The organism is Halomonas litopenaei (assembly GCF_003045775.1).
In the GTDB taxonomy this organism is placed as follows: domain Bacteria; phylum Pseudomonadota; class Gammaproteobacteria; order Pseudomonadales; family Halomonadaceae; genus Halomonas; species Halomonas litopenaei.
Window position 1 is genome coordinate 95645 of sequence record NZ_PXNS01000016.1, and the last position, 17684, is coordinate 113328.

A 17684-nucleotide genomic window follows, 5' to 3' on the forward strand; every position below is an offset into this window, starting at 1 on the left:
TGTCATAAGACATCAGATGTCTGTCATCATGCTAGACTCAAGGTTGCTGTCCAGGCAAGTCCTGGCGCTCAAAAAGTAATGATAAAACCTATAAAAATAGATTTTCGTCGCGGCCGTCTTGTGTCGATGCGCAGATTGGTTGGATATTTTCTGTCGCTGACCGCTTTTGACGTGTTACCCAGCCGCGCCACGCCAAGTTCGAAACGCATCAACAAGGATAAAGCCAATGGATCTCTTCGGGAGTTCAATCGACCGCCAGTCGGTCGCGGTGCAGCTGCTCGAGCGCATCAAGACGGCGCTGATCGCCGGTGAGCTCAAGCCAGGAGACTATCTGCCTTCGGAGACGGAATTGACCCATAGCCTGGGAATCGGCAAGTCCAGTGTGCGCGAGGCGATCAAGATGCTGCAGGCGATCGGCATCGTCGAGGTCAAGCGGGGGCAGGGGACGCTGATTCGCAAGGAGCCCGGAGAGCCGCTGGTCGATCCGATGGCATTTGGCATGATCCTGGCCAGAGGCATGACCCGTGACGTTCTGGAGTTTCGCAAGATGTTTGAACCCGCCTATACGCTGCAGGCGATGGACAATGCCACGCCCGAGGATCATGAGGCAATTGGCGCTGCCATTGATGCGCTCGAGGCAGCCATTGCCAATGACGAGCAGACCGCTTGCCACGACACGGCCTTTCATCGCGCGATCCTGGCCGCCACCCACAACCCCATGACGATTCGTGTCGGCGAGACGCTGATTCAACTGGTCGAGGCCGGCCTCGAGACGTCGATGCAGACCTTGCCTGAGGTGGCGCTGAAGGACCACAAGGCGATCTACACGGCTTTCCAAGCGGGCGACGAGACGGCCGTCAGGGCCGCGATTGAGGTCAGTAGCCAAAGCTGGGAAACCACCCTGACCTATCTGGAAGGTACAGAAAGCCGCTGATCGACGTTCGGCGTCCTCGGCTTGCAGGATGCCTGGACCAGCGTCGACACCCGCGCGGCCGTTGCTGACACGCCGCCGTGAGCAGAAGGCCAGGCAGGAAGCGTCCTGCACGAACCAGACCTGGATGCCTCGACCGGGGACGAGCCTGGCGCGCGCCTGCCCAGCCCCGCTACAAGATAAAGCCCCCGCTCACCGTAAAGGCGAGCGGGGGCTTTTGGTTGCCTGCTGTTGGTGACGGCTCAGGTGGTCTGAAATTCGCCGCTGGAGGTGGTCGCTTTCTCGGCGGACGGGGTCGTGCGCCAGATGGCGATATTGGCGTAGCCGTAGAACAGCGAGATGGCGATGACCAGCATGTGATACCAGAGGAAGGGCAGGTAGGCCATGGTGGACACGCCGAGGGTGGTGGCCATGAACACGCCGCCATCGGTCCAGGGCACCATCGGGGTGGTCACCGTGCCACCGGCTTCGGCGTTGCGCGACAGCACCCGACGATCGATGCCCTGGTCGTCGTAGTTCTTCTCGGTGATGGTGCTGGCGGTGATCAGCGAGACGTAGGCGGCGCCCCCGAAGAAGTTGCCGAAGAAGCCACCGAGCATGGTCGACAGGGTCAGCCGGCCCGGGTTGTTGGCCCAGCGCAGGAAGCCGTTGCTGATCGCCTTGAGGATGCCGACCCGGTCCATCAGGCCACCGAGGCCCAGGGCGAAAAGGATCAGTGCCACCACGCCGAGCATCGACTGGATGCCGCCGCGATTGAGCAGTGTATTGAGGAATTCCACATCGGAGGCCATGGCGTTGCCGTCATAGGCGATGCGAATGGCATCGACCGGAGACACGTCCTGGGCCCACCAGGCGCAGATGCTGCCCAGCACGGCGCCGAAGGTGATTACCGGGATGGCGGGGAATCGGCGCGTCAGCAGGCCGATCACGATCACCGCCGGCAGCAACAGCCAGGGGCTGATGGTGAAGTGGGTCTCCAGCGCCTGCATGGCGACGGTGGCACGGGAGGTGTCAACGTCGCCGTCGATAAAGAAGAAGCCGACCACCAGAAACAGCACGCCGGCGATCAGGATTGCCGGTGCACTGACCAGCATCATCGAGCGGATATGGTCGATCAGGTTGACCTTGCACAGCGAGGCGGTCATCACGGTGGTATCGGACAGCGGCGACATCTTGTCGCCGACGTAGGCACCGGAGATCACCGCGCCGGCGACCAGCGGCAGCGGGATGCCGAAGCTGTGGCCGATGCCCATCATGGCGACACCGGCGGTGCCTGCGGTACCGAAGGAGGTACCAGTGGCCAGCGAGGTGAGGGCACAGATGATGAAGGCGGCGAACAGGAAGATCTGCGGGTCCATCACCGTCAGACCGTAGTAGATGATGCTCGGCACGATGCCACCGGCGATCCAGGTGCCGATCAGGGCGCCGACGGTGGTCAGCACCAGTACGGCTTCCATGCCGTTGTGAATGCCGTTGATCAGTCCTTCCTGCATGCTGGCGTAGCGGATCTTGAGCCTGACGCCCAGCGCCATGACCAGAAACCAGGAGGCGAACAGGGCAAGCTGGATGGGCAGACCAAGGACATTGATGCTCAAGAACATGATGGCGATGAAGCCGATCATGACGGCCAGAACCTCGGCCATGCCGGGTAGGCGGATGGGGGTGGAAGACGACGTCATGGGATCTCCTTTGGTGTTGTTGTGGGTTCTGCGGTGCAGGGGCCGAGCGGTCATGCTCAGAAGCGCTCGAGCCGATAGGGCGACAGTGGCGGGAGTGGCGATGGTGGCGGGAGTGACACCGGACCGGATCCGGTCGCTGGGCCCGTCCGCCCTGTCGCCAGGCGGGCGACAAGCTGTGCCGTCACAGCGGCCTGGGTCAGTCCCAGGTGGTGGTGGCCGAAGGCCAGCAGCACGCGGCCGTCCCGGGCGCTGTCGATGATCGGCAGCGAATCGGGAAGGGAAGGGCGAAAGCCCATCCAGGGCTTGGCATCGGTGGCGTCCAGGTCGTGCTCGAACAGACCCTGGCTCAGGCGGTGGAGCTGCCAGGCGCGGGCCATGTTGGGGGGGCGCTTGAGGCCGGCGAATTCGACAGTGCCGGCCAGGCGCAGGCCGTCACTCATCGGCGTCATGATGAAGCGGCGCTCCAGCGAGGTGACCGCCACCGGCAATCGGTGCCGCTCTTCCGGCAGCATCAGGTGATAGCCACGCTCGGTATCCAGTGGCACCCGGCGACCGCTGAGGTCTGCGGCCAGGGGGGCCGAGTGGGCGCCGCAGGCCAGCAGTACCCGTTCACAGTCCAGCGCCCCCGAATCGGTCTGGAGGGTGACGCCCTGGCCATGGACACGGGCTGCGCGTACCTCCGCCGTGGCGAAGGTAACGCCTGCATGGCGGGCGGCGTCGACCAGGGCCCGAGAGATGGCGGCGGGGTCGACCACATGGGCGGTGGCGGGAAAGAAGAGGCCGCCACGGAGCTTGGTCGAGAGGGACGGCGCAAGCTCGCGTATGGCGTCACCCGACCAGGATTCGAGGGCTACCCCCTGGGCCGACATGGCGGCGGCCAGGTGGTCGATCCGGGGCTTTGACTGGTCCTGCTCATAGACCAGCAGCGAGCCGTCCTCCTTCATCAGATGGCGGCCATCGATCGAATCGAGCAGCTTGCGCCAGGCGTCCAGGCTGACCTCGTTGAGGGCACGAATCCCGGCCACGCTGTTGGCGTAGGGGGCAGAGCGCAGGTTCAGCAATAGACGAGTGAACCAGGGCAGGGCGCGGGGCAGGTAGCGCCAGTCCAGTCGCAGCGGCCCCATCGGATCACGCAGCATGGCGGGAAGCTGCGTCAGGATCGAGGCGTCGGCGATGGGAAAGACCTGCTCGGTGGCCATATGCCCGGCGTTGCCGTATGACGCCCCCATGCCGGGAGCCTGACGATCCAGTACCTGCACCGAAAAGCCCTGGCGGCGCAGCTCGAGTGCGCAGGCGAGGCCGATGACGCCAGCACCGATCACGGTAATGCGCGTGTCGCCGGGTTGGCGGTCTTGTCGCGAGCCGGGTGAACCCATGGTTTTCCTCTGCAGCGTTTGTCTTTGTCGATTGTATAAAATATAAGATAGGTGCCCTTTCGGATCAATAGCGGCGATATTCAACGTTGGCGTTATCCGCTGGGACGGTCTGCATGGGCGACGCACCGAGGGGGAGCGCATGAACGACGTGCTGGGGCCGGAGCGCAAAGGAATGCGCCGTGTTCGGGGCGCAGAGAAAGTCGTGCTGGGTTCGGAGCGCAAAGGAATGCGCCGTGTTGGGGGCGCCGAGAAAGCCGCGCCGGGTTCGGAGCGCCGAGAAAGTCGTGCTGGGTTCGGAGCGCAAAGGAATGCGCCGTGTTCGGGGCGCAGAAAACGTGTGAAGGGGATGGAGCGTCAGGACGGTGCGTTCAGGGCAGGGCCTTGAACAAGCCAGCGCAGGAGGAAACGTTGATGACAGGCGGCTGGCGCCGACGGGGGCGATGACGCCACTGGCAGGCCAAGGGCGACGACCGCGAAAGCGGGCAGCTCACCCGCGGACGTTCAGGGGGCTATGGCGTTGACGCCAGGGTTCTAGCGAGTCGGCGCCCGCAAGGCGCCGACAGGGCAAGCACAAGGGGAGGGATGGCGCTTCAGTCGGCGTCGCCGCGCTGGGCGCGTTCTTCTAGCAGGGTCACGATGCCTTCACAGGCTTCCTGAATATGGCGCTGGAGCAATTCGCAGGCCTCGTCGGCCTTGCCCTGGCGGGCGAAGTCGAGCAGCCCATGGTGTTCGCGCTCGGCCTTTTCGATCTCCTGGGTGTAGAGCAGTTGCATGCGGATGTAGCGATCCGACTTGGTGTTGAGCTGACTGATCAACGCCAGGGTTTCGGGCAACCTGGCCGGTGCATAGAGGGCCTGGTGGAAGGCGAAATTGTACTCGCTCCAGTTGTCGATCTCGCCGCCGCTGTTCAGGGCATCGTCGTACTTCTCGAGGATGCGCTCTGCCTTGAGCAGGTCGTCTTCCGTCAACTCGCTGATGGCATGGCGCAGGACGTAGGTCTCGAGCAATACTCGCAGGTCGAACAGCTCGCGAATCTTGGCGACCGACAGTTCGGTGGTAAAGGCACCGCGGTGGGCATGGAACTCGACCAGCCCTTCGGACTCCAGGGTCAGCAGGGCTTCGCGCACGGGAATACGGCTGACGTCATAGTCCTTTGCCAGGGCATCCTGGCGCAGCTGGGTTCCCCCCTGGAACTCTCCGCCCAGGATACGCCTGCGCAGGTCATCCGCGACGAACTGTGCGCGTGTCTTGAAAGTCGCCATAGCCTCTCTCTGCCCATCGGATGTTATTGCACACTGTATACAAACCGCGATGAATGTCCATGGGCAGGCGGCGGCCCTAGGGGCCGCCGCCTGGGCAAGGGACCTGATTCAGGCCTCGCGCTTGCCGTCGATGAGGCGGCCAAGGGCCCAGGGGTTGTCGTCGCGCAGTGCCTGGGGCAACAGCGCTTCGGGCAGATCCTGATAGCACACCGGGCGCAGGAAGCGCTGGATCGCGGCGCTGCCCACCGAGGTGGTACGGGCATCGGAGGTGGCGGGGAAGGGGCCACCATGCACCATGGCATGGCATACCTCGACCCCGGTTGGCCAGCCGTTGACCAGGATACGTCCGGCCCGGCGTTCGAGGATCGAAAGCAGGCCGCGGGCCGTCTCGGTATCGCCGTCGTCCATCTGCAAGGTGGCGGTCAGCTGGCCCTCGAGACCTTCGGCCAGCGCCTTGACCTCACTTATGTCGGCACACTCCAGCACCAGGGACGTCGAACCGAATACCTCGGCCTGTAGTGCTTCGTCGCCGAGAAAGTCGCTGGCCGTGGCCACGAACAGACCCGCCTGACACTGATTGACACCTTCGCCTTGCGGCCCACGTGCGATTTCTCGGACCTTGTCGCTGTCGCCAAGGGTCTCTACGCCCTGGGTGTAGGCGTCATGGATGCCCGGGGTCAGCATGGTCTGGGCGCCCGCGGCCTTGACGGCTTCGGCGGCCGACTCGATGAAGGCGTCCAGGGCCTCGCCCTTGACCGCGATCACCAGCCCCGGGTTGGTGCAGAACTGTCCGGCGCCCATGGTCAGTGAGCCGACAAAGGCCTCGCCGAGGTCCTTGCCGCGGGCCTTGAGCGCCTCGGGCAGCAGGAATACCGGGTTGATCGAGCTCATCTCTGCGTAGAAGGGGATGGGGTCCGGTCGGCGCTGGGCGCTTTGCCACAGGGCCATGCCGCCAGAGCGAGAGCCGGTGAAGCCGGCTGCCTTGATTCGGCGGTCCTCGACCAGCGCCTGGCCTACCACGCGGCCGGAGCCGAAGATCAGCGAAAACACGCCTTCGGGCAGCTCGCACCGGGCCACCGCCCGTTGTACTGCGCGGCCGACCAGCTCCGACGTGCCGGGGTGGGCCGAGTGAGCCTTGACCACCACCGGGCAGCCAGCGGCCAGGGCCGAAGCGGTGTCGCCGCCGGCCACCGAGAAGGCCAGCGGAAAGTTGCTGGCACCGAACACCGCGACAGGCCCCAGGGCGATCTGACGCTGACGCAGGTCGGCACGGGGCATGGGCTGGCGTTGTGGCTGGGCAGGGTCGATGCGAACGTCGAGCCATTCGCCCGCGCGTACGGTGTCGGCAAACAGTCTGAGTTGTCCGCAGGTGCGTCCGCGCTCTCCGGCAAGGCGGGCCTGGGGCAGGCCGGTTTCCTGCATGGCGCGCTCGATCAGCGCATCGCCGAGTGCCTCGATTTCCGATGCGATGGTCTCGAGAAAACGGGCGCGTGTCTCGAGCGTGGTTTCGCGGTAGTCATCGAAGGCGGCCTCTGCCAGGGCGCAGGCGCGCTCCACCTCGGCCTGGCTGCCGCCCGGGTAGGCCGGCTCCAGGCGCTTGCCGGTGGCGGGGTCGATGGCGTGGATCGGCGCCTGGCTGCCAGTCACGGCGTCCTGTCCGATCAGCATCTTGCCTTCCAGTGTCATTTGACTCTCCTGTCGAGGGGGAAGTGCGGGAAGCAGCATGGGCGAAAGGGGGGTTGTGCCAACGCCCCTGTCGCCCATGCCGAAAACAACAGGAGGCCCGGCGTCGAGCGAGCCTCCCCGGTGGTTTCAGGACATATCGGGCTTCAGGACAGGTCGAGCGAGGCTGACCAGCCGGCGTACCAGGTGCGGAAGAGGTCGTACTGGGTCTCGACGTAGCGACGCTGGGCATCACTGAGGGCGTCGCTCTCGTTGAAGTGCAGGCGATACTCTTCGTCACCGTTGAGCACCATCAGGTGCTTGTAGTAGAGCACCAGGTCGGCACCTTCATCGAAGGAGGACAGCACCCCCAGGGCCTGCTCGAGTTCCTGGGCCCGGCGGCGGGCCTCGACATCGCCCTTGGCAGCCTTCTTGCTGAGGGCCACCAGCGTCAGCACCTCGTGGGGCAGGGCGTTACCGATGCCGGTGATGGCGCCGGTGGCGCCGCAGTTGACGAAGCCATGGAAGACGGTGGTGTCGACGCCGACCATCAGGGTGACCTGATCATCCTGGGAGGTGATGTGCTCGGCGGCGTAGCGCAGGTCATCGGCGCCACCGAATTCCTTGAAGCCGATCAGGTTGGGATGCTGGCGACGCAATTCGAAGAACAGGTCGGCGCGGGTGGCAAAGCCATAGTAGGGGCTGTTGTAGATGACCGCGGGGAGGTCCGGCGCGGCGTCCAGGATCGCGGCGAAGTGTGCCTTCTGGGCGGTCACCGAGGTGCCGCGAGACAGCACCCGAGGAATCACCATGAGTCCATGGGCGCCGACCTTGGCGGCGTGGGCAGCGTGGGATACCGCTTCGCGGGAATTGACCGCGCCGGTGCCGACGATGGTGGGGATGCCGGCTTCCACCAGGCGGGCGACGCCTTCCTGGCGCTGGGCCTCGGTCAGCAGCGGCCAGTCGCCCATGGAGCCACAGTAGACCACGCCGCTCATGCCGGCCTCGATCAGTTCACGGCCCTTGGCGACCAGGGCGTCGAAGTCGGGCTGGCGGTCCTTGGTGCACGGGGTCATCAGGGCGGGGATGCAGCCGGTGAAGATATTGTCGTTCATGTCGGGTCCTTGAGTGGGACGGTGTCACGGGGTCAGGGAGGCGCCGCCCTTCTTGGGCAGCCGCCGGTGGGTAAAAACGTCAATGGCCGTCGTCGGGTACTGGGGCGCCAGCCGCTGGGGCTTCAGCCGCCGATGCCCCAGGCGAAGGGGTCTTGCTCGTCGATCAGCAGGGTGCTGTCGGCGCTCATGAAGGCGCGTCCGGTGATGCTGGGGCGAATCTGATCGCCCTGCCATTCATAGCTCGCCTCGAACAGGCCGCCGCAGACGCTGGCCTGGCGCCAGCGTTCGCCGGGAGCGAGCTTGCCGTCGGCGGCCAGGCACGCCAGCTTGGCGCTGGTGCCGGTACCGCAGGGGGATCGGTCGTAGGCCTTGCCGGGGCACAGCACGAAGTTGCGGCTGTCGGCCTCGTCGTCATCGGCGAACAGCTCGATGTGGTCGATTTCGCCACCGTCATCGCCGGTGAAGCCCTGGCCTGCAAGCGCCTGACGAATGGCCCAGGTATAGCCGGTCAAGGTCTCCACATTGTCCAGGGCGATGCGCTGGCCATGGTCGCTGACCAGAAAGAACCAGTTGCCGCCCCAGGCAATGTCGCCATGGACCATGCCGTGGCCGGGCACTTCCACCGCGACCTGCCGGCGGTAGCGGTAGGAGGGGACGTTGCGTACGGTCACGGCACCGTCGGCATGCAAGGTCGCCTCGACCTGGCCCACCGGCGTGTCGATGCGGTGGTCGCCGGGGCTGAGGTGGCCCAGGTGATGCAGCGAGGCGACCAGGCCGATGGTGCCGTGACCGCACATGCCCAGGTAGCCGGCGTTGTTGAAGAAGATCACCCCGCAGGTTGCGTCCGGAGATACCGGCTCACAGTAGAGTGCGCCGACCAGCACGTCGTGGCCGCGGGGTTCCAGCATCACCGCGCGGCGCCAGTGGTCGTGTCGGTCGCGCAGACAGTCGCGTTTCTCGGTCATGGTGGCGCCGGCAAGCGTCGGAAAGCCGTCCATGACCAGGCGCGTGGGCTCGCCGGCGCTGTGGGAATCGATGACGTGTACGCGTTGCATGGAGTACCCCGGTTTGTTGTCGGTTGTGGTGATCGACGATCATCTGGGCGTCGTTGATCAGGTTTTATATTTTATACAATCTTCAAGAGGCGTTGTGAAGTCATCAAAGAGGATTCTTTGCGGGGGCTGGCGCGAGCAGGAAGAGCGGCAGGCACAGGAAAGACCGGGAGGCCGGCGCGGAAGGACAGCGGTGGGGTACGAAGGGCGAGCAGCAGGCACAAAAAAGGCGAGGGGCAGGGCCCTCGCCAAGTCGTCAAAAGGAGGGGGCTGGTGTCATTGAGCGGTGATTACGCTCATCACCAGGTTGCCGTCGACCTTGACCGGGCCGTCTTCGCTGGCGCCCAGGGTGTATTCGAAGATGCCGGTCTGCATGCCGCCGTCCTCGCCGTGGAGCATCAGCATCAGATGTTCGCCGCTGCTGACCTCTTCAGTCAGGATGGCCGCGATATCGGTGTTCTCACCGGCCTTGAGCGGGGCGTGACCGACAACGCGCCCTGGTTTGTGGCTTTCGTCGGTACGGTGGACGACCAGCCAACCGTTGTTCTCGGCGACGATGCGATCGGCGGTGACGGTGCCGCTCTCCACCGACTGATCTTCGGCCCAGACGCCGAGATGGCCGGCTTCGTCCATCTCTCCATGGTGGGCGGCCTGGGCGCCGGTGGCCAGGGTGGCCGCGCCGACGAGGAGGGCTGAGGTGATGAGGGTACGTGCTGCCAATGGCTTGAACATGGTGATGGTCTCCTGGTGTTGCTGATTGGCTTGCCGAAGGTGCTCCACGACAGGATGGCTGCCGAGTTGATAACAGCTACGTGCCGATGCCACGGTGGGTTTCACATCATCGAAAAAATTTGTTGTGCCCTGAGAGAGCCGACGTCCATATAAAAAAGGCCACTCGAACGAGTGGCCAAGCAGGGAAGTCGTGGTGCGGGGCGTACGCCTCGAGGGTGTCGAAACCCACGCCCGCCACGATGACCCCGCCATCGGCCATTGCCGGTGGCGGGGTCATCGACTAGCTACGCAGGGCAGGCGAAAAGGTTTCAGTGAGGGCTGAAATTCTCAGAGGCGCTGGCCGCCGCTGGGCTCGGTGGGGTACAGGTAGCCGTGAATAGCGGGGCCGGTAGGCTGGCCGGTGGGCGAGCCACCCGGAGGCTCGACGCTGATGCCAAAGGTGGCATGCTTCAGCAATTCAGGTTCGTAGTCGCGCAGGGCGGCCTGGTCGAGGCTCAGGTCATCGTCGAGTACACCGACGGACCGGGGAGCGGAGCCCAGATCATCATGCTTGATCCAGAGCTGATAGGAGCGGTCGGGCAGAGGTTCGGCGCTGACCGGGCGGACATGCAGGCGGCGCTGCTCCAAGTTGACGCTGAGCATGAAGGCGGGCTGGCGATCGTCCTGCTGGAACACCGCCACAAAGTTGGACTCACTGGTGGACGGCGACGGCTGTGCCAGCAGCACCGCCGCCAGGATGACCGCCGCGGCGCTGGACAGGCCGGTGGCGGCCTTCCAGAAGGCCAGACGGCGGTGCAGCGGCGTGACGCTGGCGGTGCTCGGGGGGGCGTCGGATGCCGTATCGCCACGCGCGGCGTCCTCGATGGCCTTGATGCGTTGCTGGATAAGCGGCAACAGGTCCGGGCCCGGGGTGAGGTCCTGGATCTCGTCGGCCAGAGGCGCCAGCCGGCTCTCCCATTCACCGATACGCTGCTCGAGTTCGCTGTCGTGTTGACGCTGGCGGTGCACCCTGTCGCGCTCGTCACGATCCAGGGTGCCCAGCACGAACTCGGCGGCCAGCATGTCCTTGTCGTCGCGGTCGCTCATGATCCCAGGCACCCCTTGAGTTGTTTCAGTGCACGATGCAGCCAGGTCTTGACGGTATTGACCGGCTGGTCGAAGTGGCTTGCCAGTTCGGCCCGCGACCAGCCCTCCAGATAGGCCAGGCGCACCATTTGCTGCCGGCTCTCTTCCAGTTCATCAAGGCACAACGTCAGCTGTGTCGACGTCTCGTCCTGGTGACGCTGATCGTAGGCGGAGGGCGTCTCGGCGACCCAGTTCTCGAGGATACTGTCGCTCTCGGTGGGCCGTGTCGGTGCCTTGCGTAGCTCGTCGATGGCCGCATTGCGGGCGATGGTCACCATCCAGGTGATGGCGGAGGCGCGCTCGCTCTCGAAGCGTCCGGCCTTCTGCCAGATGGTCACGTAGACCTCTTGGATGACATCGTTGGCCCAGGCCTGCTGCTTCAAGATACGTAACACCGTGCCGAAGAGTTTCGCCACGCTGGCCTCGTACAACTCGGCGAAGGCCTCCCGGTCCTTGTCGGCGACTCTGGACAGCAGATGAACCAGCCGCTCCGGGGAGGACAGCGGCGGGGATTCCTGGTGCGCCGGGGGCGGGGCGCGAAAGGCATTGGACATGGCGGCGATCTCTGCGCTGCGGAGTGTTGTTGTCGTGGTGGCAGAAGGGTGACGCTGCCTGACCGGCAAGGTCAAGCAGCCTGTATCGACGGTATTGGACGATCGCTCAGGCGATGCCAGTGGGGTGGGAAGGTCTGCCTTCAGGCTCGAGTCCTGATAGGCGGGCCTCGCGCACCGGCGTGTCCCGGGGGGCGTGTCGGGGTTCCGCTGCGGCCGCTGCCACGAGGTGACCCTTGGCCAACAGTGCCTTGAGCTCTTCGGCCGGGACCGGTTTGCTGAACAGGTAGCCCTGGTACTCGTGGCCCTGCAGCTGGCGGATAAAGGCCAGCTGTTCTTCGCTCTCGACACCTTCTGCGATGATATGAAGCCCCAGGCACCTGGCCAGCGAGATCACCGCCTGGACGATGGCCGCGTCCTGTTCGCAATCGACCACGCCTTGCATGAAGGTGCGGTCGATCTTCAGACGGTCCACGGGCAGATACTTCAACTGGGTCAAGTTGGAATAGCCGGTGCCGAAATCATCGATGGACAGCAGCACACCCATGTTGCGCAGGGTACTCAGTACTTCCAGGGCGCGATCAGGGTTCTGTACCAGGGTGCTTTCGGTCAGTTCGAGTTCCAGCAGGTGAGGGGGAAGCTCCGATTCGGCAAGCGCAGCCTCGATGGTGGCCACGAAGCCGCGATGATTGAGCTGAATGGCCGAGATGTTGACCGCCACCGGCAATGGCTCGCCGGACTCCTTGAGCCACTCGCTCGAGAACCGGCAGGCGGTGCGTAGCACCCATGCGCCCAGGGGAAGGATCAGGCCACAGTCTTCGGCGACGGGAATGATCTCGTCAGGGGTGACCTGGCCGAGTTCCTCATCGTGCCACCGCAGCAGCGCTTCGACGCCTGAGACCTCACCGCTGTCGACGCGGATCTTCGGTTGATAGGCCAGGCTCAGGCGATCCTCCTCGATGGCCTGAGTCAGGCGTCGCTCGAGGGTACTGCGCCGGTCCGCCTCGGAGGTCATGTCCAAGGCGAAGAACTGGAAGTTGTTGCGTCCCTGCTGCTTGGCGCGATACATGGCGGCGTCGGCGTGGACCATCAGGGCGTGCTTGCTGCGCCCGTGGTCGGGGTAAAGGCTGATGCCCAGGCTGGTGGAGACCTTGACCATGCTGTTGCCGATCTGGAAGGGCTTGTCCAGCGAACTGACGATGCGCTGGGCCAGCGCTTCAGCGTCGCCGCGCCTGGCAACCTGATGGGTGACCACCATGAATTCGTCGCCGCCCACCCGGGCGACCAGGTCGCTGTCGCGCACCGCCATCTGCAGGCGTCGGGCCGCGCCCTTGATCAACTCGTCACCCACATGGTGGCCGAGGCCGTCATTGACCTGCTTGAAGCGGTCCAGGTCGACGAAGAACACCGCGAAGGTATCGATGTTGTCCTCGAGCAGTTCATCGAGGTGCTCCTCGAGCTTCAGTCGGTTGGGCAGTTGGGTCAGGACGTCATGATGGACCAGGTCCTTGAGCTCCTGATTGGCCTGCTGTAGCGAACGTGCCAGCTGAGCATTGCGCGAGGACAGATGGGCGTCGTAGATCGACATCATCAACGCTGCCAGCATGATGCAGGTGGCGATCAGCGCCACCACGATGGCCAGCCGGTCGGTGCCGATGCCCGGGGCCGAGGCCGAGTAGCTCAGGGTGCGGTAGCTGGTGGCGGCCATGCCGGTGTAGTGCATGCCCGAAATGCCTGCGGCCATGACCAGCGAGGCCAGGCCACGTTGCCACAGCGGGGAGCGTCCCCCCACCGGGTTGAGTCGAAAGGCCAGGCTGAGGGCGACCGCCGAGGCCAGCACGGCGATGACCACGGACAGGGCAAACAGGTCCGGTCGGTAGCGCAGGCTGTCTACCGACAGCATGGCCTCCATACCGATGTAGTGCATCAGGCAGACGCCGCTACCCATGATCAGCGCGCCGACGGCCAGGCGAGGACCGGTGAGGTGGCCTGACTGCACTGTTGCCAGTGCCAAGGCGGAAGCGAGAAGGCTCGCCAGCAGGGACGCCAGGGTAAGGGGGATCCCGTAGGCGAAGTGCGAGTCGGGGTCCATGGCCAGCATGCCGACGAAGTGCATCGACCAGATGCCGGTGCCCATGGCGAAGGCACCGCCGGCAAGCCACAGGTGGCGGGCAAGGCCCTGGCTCGCTCTGACGCGTCCGGCGAGATCGAGGGCAGTGAGCGAAGCGATGGCGGCGATGCCAAGGCTCAGGGCGACCAGTGCCGGGTTGTAGGACGCAAGCGAGTGGTCCATGCAGGTGAGATCCTTGAGAGTAAAGTATTAGTATCGGCCAGGTGTCGCATTCACTTTACCCTCAGCCTTGTGCAGGAGGTGAGGCAATCTCCTGAAAAGCCAGCTTTTCTTAAGTTTCTGACGGAGTCTGGAGGGGGGATCTGTGGGTCGGTGGGGGCGCCGCAGGCCCTGCCGGGTATCCTCGGCGGGACGGGGTCGCAGGAGATAACCGTGCTCCCCGGGAGAAGGCTGCGCTTCTCCCGGGGGACTCAGGGTGTGTACACGCTAGCCATGGGCGGTGCACAGGTACTTGGTCTCGAGGTATTCCTCCATGCCCTCGAGGCCGCCTTCACGACCGAGGCCGGACTGCTTGACGCCGCCAAAGGGGACCTGGGGCCCGGTGATATCCATGGTGTTGGCACCCACCATGCCGACTTCCAGACGTTGCTGGTAGCGACGGATGCGCTGCTGGTCCTTGGCATAGACGTAGGCGGCCAGACCGTAGACCGTGTCGTTGGCAGCGGCGATGGCCTCGTCATCGCTGTCGAAGGCGCGCACCGGGGCGAGGGGCGCGAAGGATTCTTCACTGGCGATGCGCATATCATCGGTGAAGTCGGCCACCAGGGTCGGCATGAAGAAGCGTGGCCCTGGGGCCTGGTCCTGGCCGCGACCGAGCACGCGCGCCCCCCGGGATCTGGCGTCCTCTACCAGTTCGCGGGCCTTGGCCACCGCGTCGCGGTTGATCAGCGGGCCGATCTCGATGTCCTCATCGAAGCCGTTGCCCACCGGCATGTCATTCATGCGCTGGGTGAAGCGCTCGATGAAGGTGTCGTAGAGAGAACGGTGGACGAACAGGCGGTTGGCCGCCACGCAGTCCTGTCCGCTGGTCTGGAAGCGGGCGGCGATGGCGCCTTCCACGGCGGCGTCCAGGTCGGCGTCCTCGCAGACGATGAAAGGGGCGTTGCCACCCAGCTCCATGGCGCTGCGCTTGACCGTGTCGGCGGCCTGAGCCAGCAGCGTCCGGCCGACCTCGGTGGAGCCGGTGAACGACAGCGCGCGAACGCGATTGTCGTCACAGACCTTTTCGGAAAAGCGCTTGCCGGGGCAGGTGAGGACGTTGAATTCGCCCCGGTTCAGCCCGGCCTGTTCGGCCAGTCTGGCCAGGGCAAGTGCGCAGAAAGGGGTCTGGCTTGCTGGATTGACCAGGGTGGTGCAGCCCGCCGCCAGCGCGGCCCCGACCTTGCGGGTAATCATCGCCAGCGGGAAGTTCCAGGGGGTAATGATGGCCACCACGCCGACCGGCTGGCGCAGCGTGCCAAGCGAGATGTCGGGGTCATCCGAGGCCAGGGTATCACCGGCGATGCGTCGCGCCTGGCCGGCAAACCAGCGCAGGAAGCTGGCGGCGTAATCGACCTCGCCACGGGCCTCGGCCAGGGGCTTGCCTTGCTCCAGGGTCATCAGGCGGGCCAGCGCCTCGGCGTTGTCCTGCATCGCCTGGTACCAGGCCATCAGCGCGTCGGCGCGCTCCAGGGCGGGGGTGTCACGCCAGCGCTCGAAGGCCTGACTGGCGGCATCGATGGCCTCGCCCAACTGGTCTTCGGTCAGCTGGGGCACCTTGCCGATGGTCTTTTCGGTGGCCGGGTCTTCGACCTCCCGGGTCTTGCCGTCACTGGCCTCGACCCAACGTCCGCCAAGATAGGCATGGTCAGTCATCAGCTGGTTCTCAGGGGTGTGCATAGGGGCAATCTCCTGAAGAAGTTCCGTTTCCGACCTCCCCAAACTACGCTGCAACGAGCATGTCCTCAAGCCGGGCTCGGAGTGGTAGGGTGGGGACGAATCGACACCGGACGTCCCTGTGGATCCCCCGCAGGGGCGATGACAGGAGGTCCCATGAACGTTCGCAGTGAAGGCGTGGTGATCGTAGGTGGTGGTGCCGGCGGCCTCGAGCTTGCCATCCGGCTGGCCAAGGCAGGCCATAAGGACGTATTGCTGATCGACCGTAGCGCCACCCATGTGTGGAAACCGCGGTTGCATGAGCTTGCCGCCGGTTTTCGGCGTGGCGAGGTCGATGAGCTGGACTACGCAGGACTCGCCGAGCACTGGGGGTTTGGCTTCGAGCGCGGTGAACTCGCGGACATCGATCCCGAGGCGCGTACCCTGACCCTGGCCGAGTGGCCCGAAGACGACGGTCGGGTGAGGGTGCCCGGTCGCTGCATCGGCTACCAGGCGGTGGTGCTGGCGATTGGCGGGGTGACCCCGGACATGGGCGTGGAGGGCGTGCTCGAGCATGCCCTGATGCTCGACAGCGAGGCCGACGCCGAGCGACTGTTCGAGCGCTTCTCGACGGGTCTGCTGGCGCATCGCGCCGGGCAGCGCAGTGATCCCTTCCATATCGCCATCGTCGGTTCAGGGGCCACCGGGGTGGAACTGGCAGGGCTGCTGGCCACCGAGGCGCGGGCCTCGAGTGTGGCCCCACGAGAGTGCCAGCCCAGGGTCAAGGTGACCCTGCTGGAGGCGACTGATACCTTCATGCCGGGCATGGAGGATGAGGTGCGCCAGTCCATCCGCAAGCGCCTTTTGAATGTCGGCATCGACATCCATACCGAACAACAGGTCAGTCGCGTCGATCGCGACCGTCTGACCACCGATGGCGGCGACGAGTTTCCGGCGGACCTGACCATCTGGGCGGCCGGTCGCGTGGGGCCGCCGGTGGCCGATTCGATCGACGCGCTGGCGACCAACAAGAAGCGCCAGTGGCGGGTGAAGCCGACCCTGCAGAGTGTCGACAGTGATCACGTCTTTGCGCTGGGCGACTGCTCGGTTATTGACGACGAGCCCGCACCGCCCACCGCCCAGGCGGCCAGCGAGCAGGCAGAACATCTGGCCAAGGAGTTGCCGCGTTTTCTCGCGGGGGAAACGCCGGCGCCCTTCGTCTACGAGGACAAGGGTACGCTGCTGTCGCTGGGTGAGGCCGGCAGCGTCGGCGAAGTGAAAGGCTGGTTCGCCGATGACGTCCAGTTGCGCGGGCGACTCGCGCGGGCGGCCTACCAGGGGCTGCAGCGCCAGCACCAGTTCATCCTGCTGGGGCCGCTCAAGGGTACCGCCGAGGCGCTGAGCGACGTCCTCGGCCGCTCGGTCGGGCCACGCCTGAAGATTCACTGACCACGCGTTGCGTGCGCAGGCGGCCGCCACGCCCCTGGCAAAGCGTCGGCGGCCGCTCGACTCAGCTCGGATCGATGGTCAACAAAAGGCGCGTCTCCCCTGCCTGCTGCGCCGGGCTGCGATGTACCAGTCCGCGGCCCTCGTTGCCGCTCCAGCCGTCTCCCTTCAACAGTGCCAGGTCGCCGGTGCCCAGCCGCTGAATGGCATGGGCCTGGCGAAGCGTCTCGGGCTTATCCGGCGAGGGTGCGCCGAGCCCGGCGCGATTGACCGCAGACTCGGGCAGCCATTCGCTGCCCGGCCCCCGATAGCTGGTGACCAGTCGCACCGGCAACTTGTCGCAGTGAAAGCGTGGACACATGGCGCTGTCCAGCAGGCGGAGCCGTATTCCCAGAGTGTCGGTGTCAAACAGCATCGCCATGGCCTGGGTCAACAGCACGACGTCGTCTACCAGGGGGCAGGCTTGCTCCGGGGCGGGCATGCTGCGCCGGAGTTCTCGCTTCATGGCGGCGTCGGGAACTCCCAGCCACTGGAAGCTCCAGCGACGCTCGGTATCGCACTGTGCCTGGATGCTGCGTTCCAGGCTGGGGGACAGCGCGCGCTGCATCACCGCGATGGTGGTGCCTTGCTCGAAGATGCGCGGCAGGATCGAGGCATCGATACCCTGGGCCCAGTGGACACTTGGCTGCGACTCGCAAGACGCGGTCGGGGCGTCCCCGTCGACGCAGGTGGACAGTGAGCAGGACAGCGACATCTTGGCGTCTCCAT

General features: G+C 65.2%; 14 protein-coding genes. 2 read left to right on the forward strand and 12 right to left on the reverse strand.

Annotated elements, in window-relative coordinates:
* The first annotated feature begins 226 nt into the window (after positions 1–226).
* Complete coding sequence (locus tag C6W88_RS19655; protein WP_108133702.1) at positions 227–934, forward strand: FadR/GntR family transcriptional regulator; 708 nt, start codon at positions 227–229, stop codon at positions 932–934.
* A gap of 239 nt (positions 935–1173) precedes the next feature.
* Here the strand turns inward: C6W88_RS19655 and nhaC are convergent, their stop codons facing one another.
* The 11 genes from nhaC to C6W88_RS19710 all read right to left on the reverse strand — a co-directional run bounded on the left by nhaC (position 1174) and on the right by C6W88_RS19710 (position 15494).
* Positions 1174–2610: a Na+/H+ antiporter NhaC gene (gene nhaC / locus C6W88_RS19660; RefSeq protein ID WP_108133703.1), complete on the reverse strand. Its 1437-nt coding sequence runs from the start codon at positions 2608–2610 to the stop codon at positions 1174–1176.
* 56 nt (positions 2611–2666) lie between these two features.
* The gene (locus C6W88_RS19665) at positions 2667–3986 is read right to left on the reverse strand and encodes an NAD(P)/FAD-dependent oxidoreductase (RefSeq protein ID WP_108133704.1); all 1320 of its coding nucleotides are present in this window, start codon (positions 3984–3986) and stop codon (positions 2667–2669) included.
* 590 nt (positions 3987–4576) lie between these two features.
* Positions 4577–5248, reverse strand: a complete 672-nt coding sequence (locus C6W88_RS19670) for a GntR family transcriptional regulator (RefSeq protein ID WP_045992547.1) — start codon at positions 5246–5248, stop codon at positions 4577–4579.
* 108 nt (positions 5249–5356) lie between these two features.
* On the reverse strand, positions 5357–6934 hold the full coding sequence (locus tag C6W88_RS19675) for an aldehyde dehydrogenase (NADP(+)) (RefSeq protein ID WP_108133705.1): 1578 nt from the start codon (positions 6932–6934) through the stop codon (positions 5357–5359).
* A 143-nt stretch (positions 6935–7077) separates the two neighbouring features.
* Positions 7078–8025 carry a dihydrodipicolinate synthase family protein gene (locus tag C6W88_RS19680; RefSeq protein ID WP_045992549.1) on the reverse strand — a complete coding sequence of 316 codons (948 nt, stop codon included), beginning with the start codon at positions 8023–8025 and terminating at the stop codon, positions 7078–7080.
* A 122-nt stretch (positions 8026–8147) separates the two neighbouring features.
* Positions 8148–9080 (reverse strand): 4-hydroxyproline epimerase, encoded by a 933-nt coding sequence (locus C6W88_RS19685; protein ID WP_045992550.1) that lies wholly within the window; start codon positions 9078–9080, stop codon positions 8148–8150.
* 273 nt (positions 9081–9353) lie between these two features.
* Entirely contained in the window at positions 9354–9809 is a 456-nt protein-coding gene (locus C6W88_RS19690; RefSeq protein WP_045992551.1) for a DUF7282 domain-containing protein, read from the reverse strand.
* 327 nt (positions 9810–10136) lie between these two features.
* Positions 10137–10895: an anti-sigma factor gene (locus tag C6W88_RS19695; RefSeq protein ID WP_108133706.1), complete on the reverse strand. Its 759-nt coding sequence runs from the start codon at positions 10893–10895 to the stop codon at positions 10137–10139.
* Positions 10892–11488 (reverse strand): sigma-70 family RNA polymerase sigma factor, encoded by a 597-nt coding sequence (locus tag C6W88_RS19700; protein ID WP_045992553.1) that lies wholly within the window; start codon positions 11486–11488, stop codon positions 10892–10894. Before C6W88_RS19700 ends, C6W88_RS19695 begins: the two co-directional genes overlap by 4 nt.
* Positions 11489–11594: 106 nt before the next feature.
* Positions 11595–13778 (reverse strand): putative bifunctional diguanylate cyclase/phosphodiesterase, encoded by a 2184-nt coding sequence (locus tag C6W88_RS19705; RefSeq protein ID WP_108133707.1) that lies wholly within the window; start codon positions 13776–13778, stop codon positions 11595–11597.
* 264 nt (positions 13779–14042) lie between these two features.
* Positions 14043–15494 carry an NAD-dependent succinate-semialdehyde dehydrogenase gene (locus C6W88_RS19710; RefSeq protein WP_108133708.1) on the reverse strand — a complete coding sequence of 484 codons (1452 nt, stop codon included), beginning with the start codon at positions 15492–15494 and terminating at the stop codon, positions 14043–14045.
* 153 nt (positions 15495–15647) lie between these two features.
* Here C6W88_RS19710 and C6W88_RS19715 point away from each other — a divergent pair, with 153 nt between their 5' ends.
* Positions 15648–16919, forward strand: coding sequence for an NAD(P)/FAD-dependent oxidoreductase (locus tag C6W88_RS19715; RefSeq protein ID WP_162816542.1), 1272 nt, complete (start codon positions 15648–15650; stop codon positions 16917–16919).
* 61 nt (positions 16920–16980) lie between these two features.
* On the opposite strand, the gene C6W88_RS19720 is transcribed toward C6W88_RS19715, so the two are convergent.
* Positions 16981–17670 carry a DUF1826 domain-containing protein gene (locus tag C6W88_RS19720; RefSeq protein ID WP_108133710.1) on the reverse strand — a complete coding sequence of 230 codons (690 nt, stop codon included), beginning with the start codon at positions 17668–17670 and terminating at the stop codon, positions 16981–16983.
* Positions 17671–17684 lie beyond the last annotated feature (14 nt).

Coding starts and splice junctions, on each gene's coding strand:
- C6W88_RS19655 (WP_108133702.1), top strand. CDS start 227: ATGGATCTCTTCGGGAGTTCAATCGACCGCCAGTCGGTCGCGGTGCAG.
- C6W88_RS19715 (WP_162816542.1), top strand. CDS start 15,648: ATGAACGTTCGCAGTGAAGGCGTGGTGATCGTAGGTGGTGGTGCCGGC.
- C6W88_RS19675 (WP_108133705.1), bottom strand. CDS start 6,934: ATGACACTGGAAGGCAAGATGCTGATCGGACAGGACGCCGTGACTGGC.
- C6W88_RS19665 (WP_108133704.1), bottom strand. CDS start 3,986: ATGGGTTCACCCGGCTCGCGACAAGACCGCCAACCCGGCGACACGCGC.
- C6W88_RS19720 (WP_108133710.1), bottom strand. CDS start 17,670: ATGTCGCTGTCCTGCTCACTGTCCACCTGCGTCGACGGGGACGCCCCG.
- C6W88_RS19680 (WP_045992549.1), bottom strand. CDS start 8,025: ATGAACGACAATATCTTCACCGGCTGCATCCCCGCCCTGATGACCCCG.
- C6W88_RS19700 (WP_045992553.1), bottom strand. CDS start 11,488: ATGTCCAATGCCTTTCGCGCCCCGCCCCCGGCGCACCAGGAATCCCCG.
- C6W88_RS19670 (WP_045992547.1), bottom strand. CDS start 5,248: ATGGCGACTTTCAAGACACGCGCACAGTTCGTCGCGGATGACCTGCGC.
- nhaC (WP_108133703.1), bottom strand. CDS start 2,610: ATGACGTCGTCTTCCACCCCCATCCGCCTACCCGGCATGGCCGAGGTT.
- C6W88_RS19695 (WP_108133706.1), bottom strand. CDS start 10,895: ATGAGCGACCGCGACGACAAGGACATGCTGGCCGCCGAGTTCGTGCTG.
- C6W88_RS19690 (WP_045992551.1), bottom strand. CDS start 9,809: ATGTTCAAGCCATTGGCAGCACGTACCCTCATCACCTCAGCCCTCCTC.
- C6W88_RS19685 (WP_045992550.1), bottom strand. CDS start 9,080: ATGCAACGCGTACACGTCATCGATTCCCACAGCGCCGGCGAGCCCACG.
- C6W88_RS19705 (WP_108133707.1), bottom strand. CDS start 13,778: ATGGACCACTCGCTTGCGTCCTACAACCCGGCACTGGTCGCCCTGAGC.
- C6W88_RS19710 (WP_108133708.1), bottom strand. CDS start 15,494: ATGCACACCCCTGAGAACCAGCTGATGACTGACCATGCCTATCTTGGC.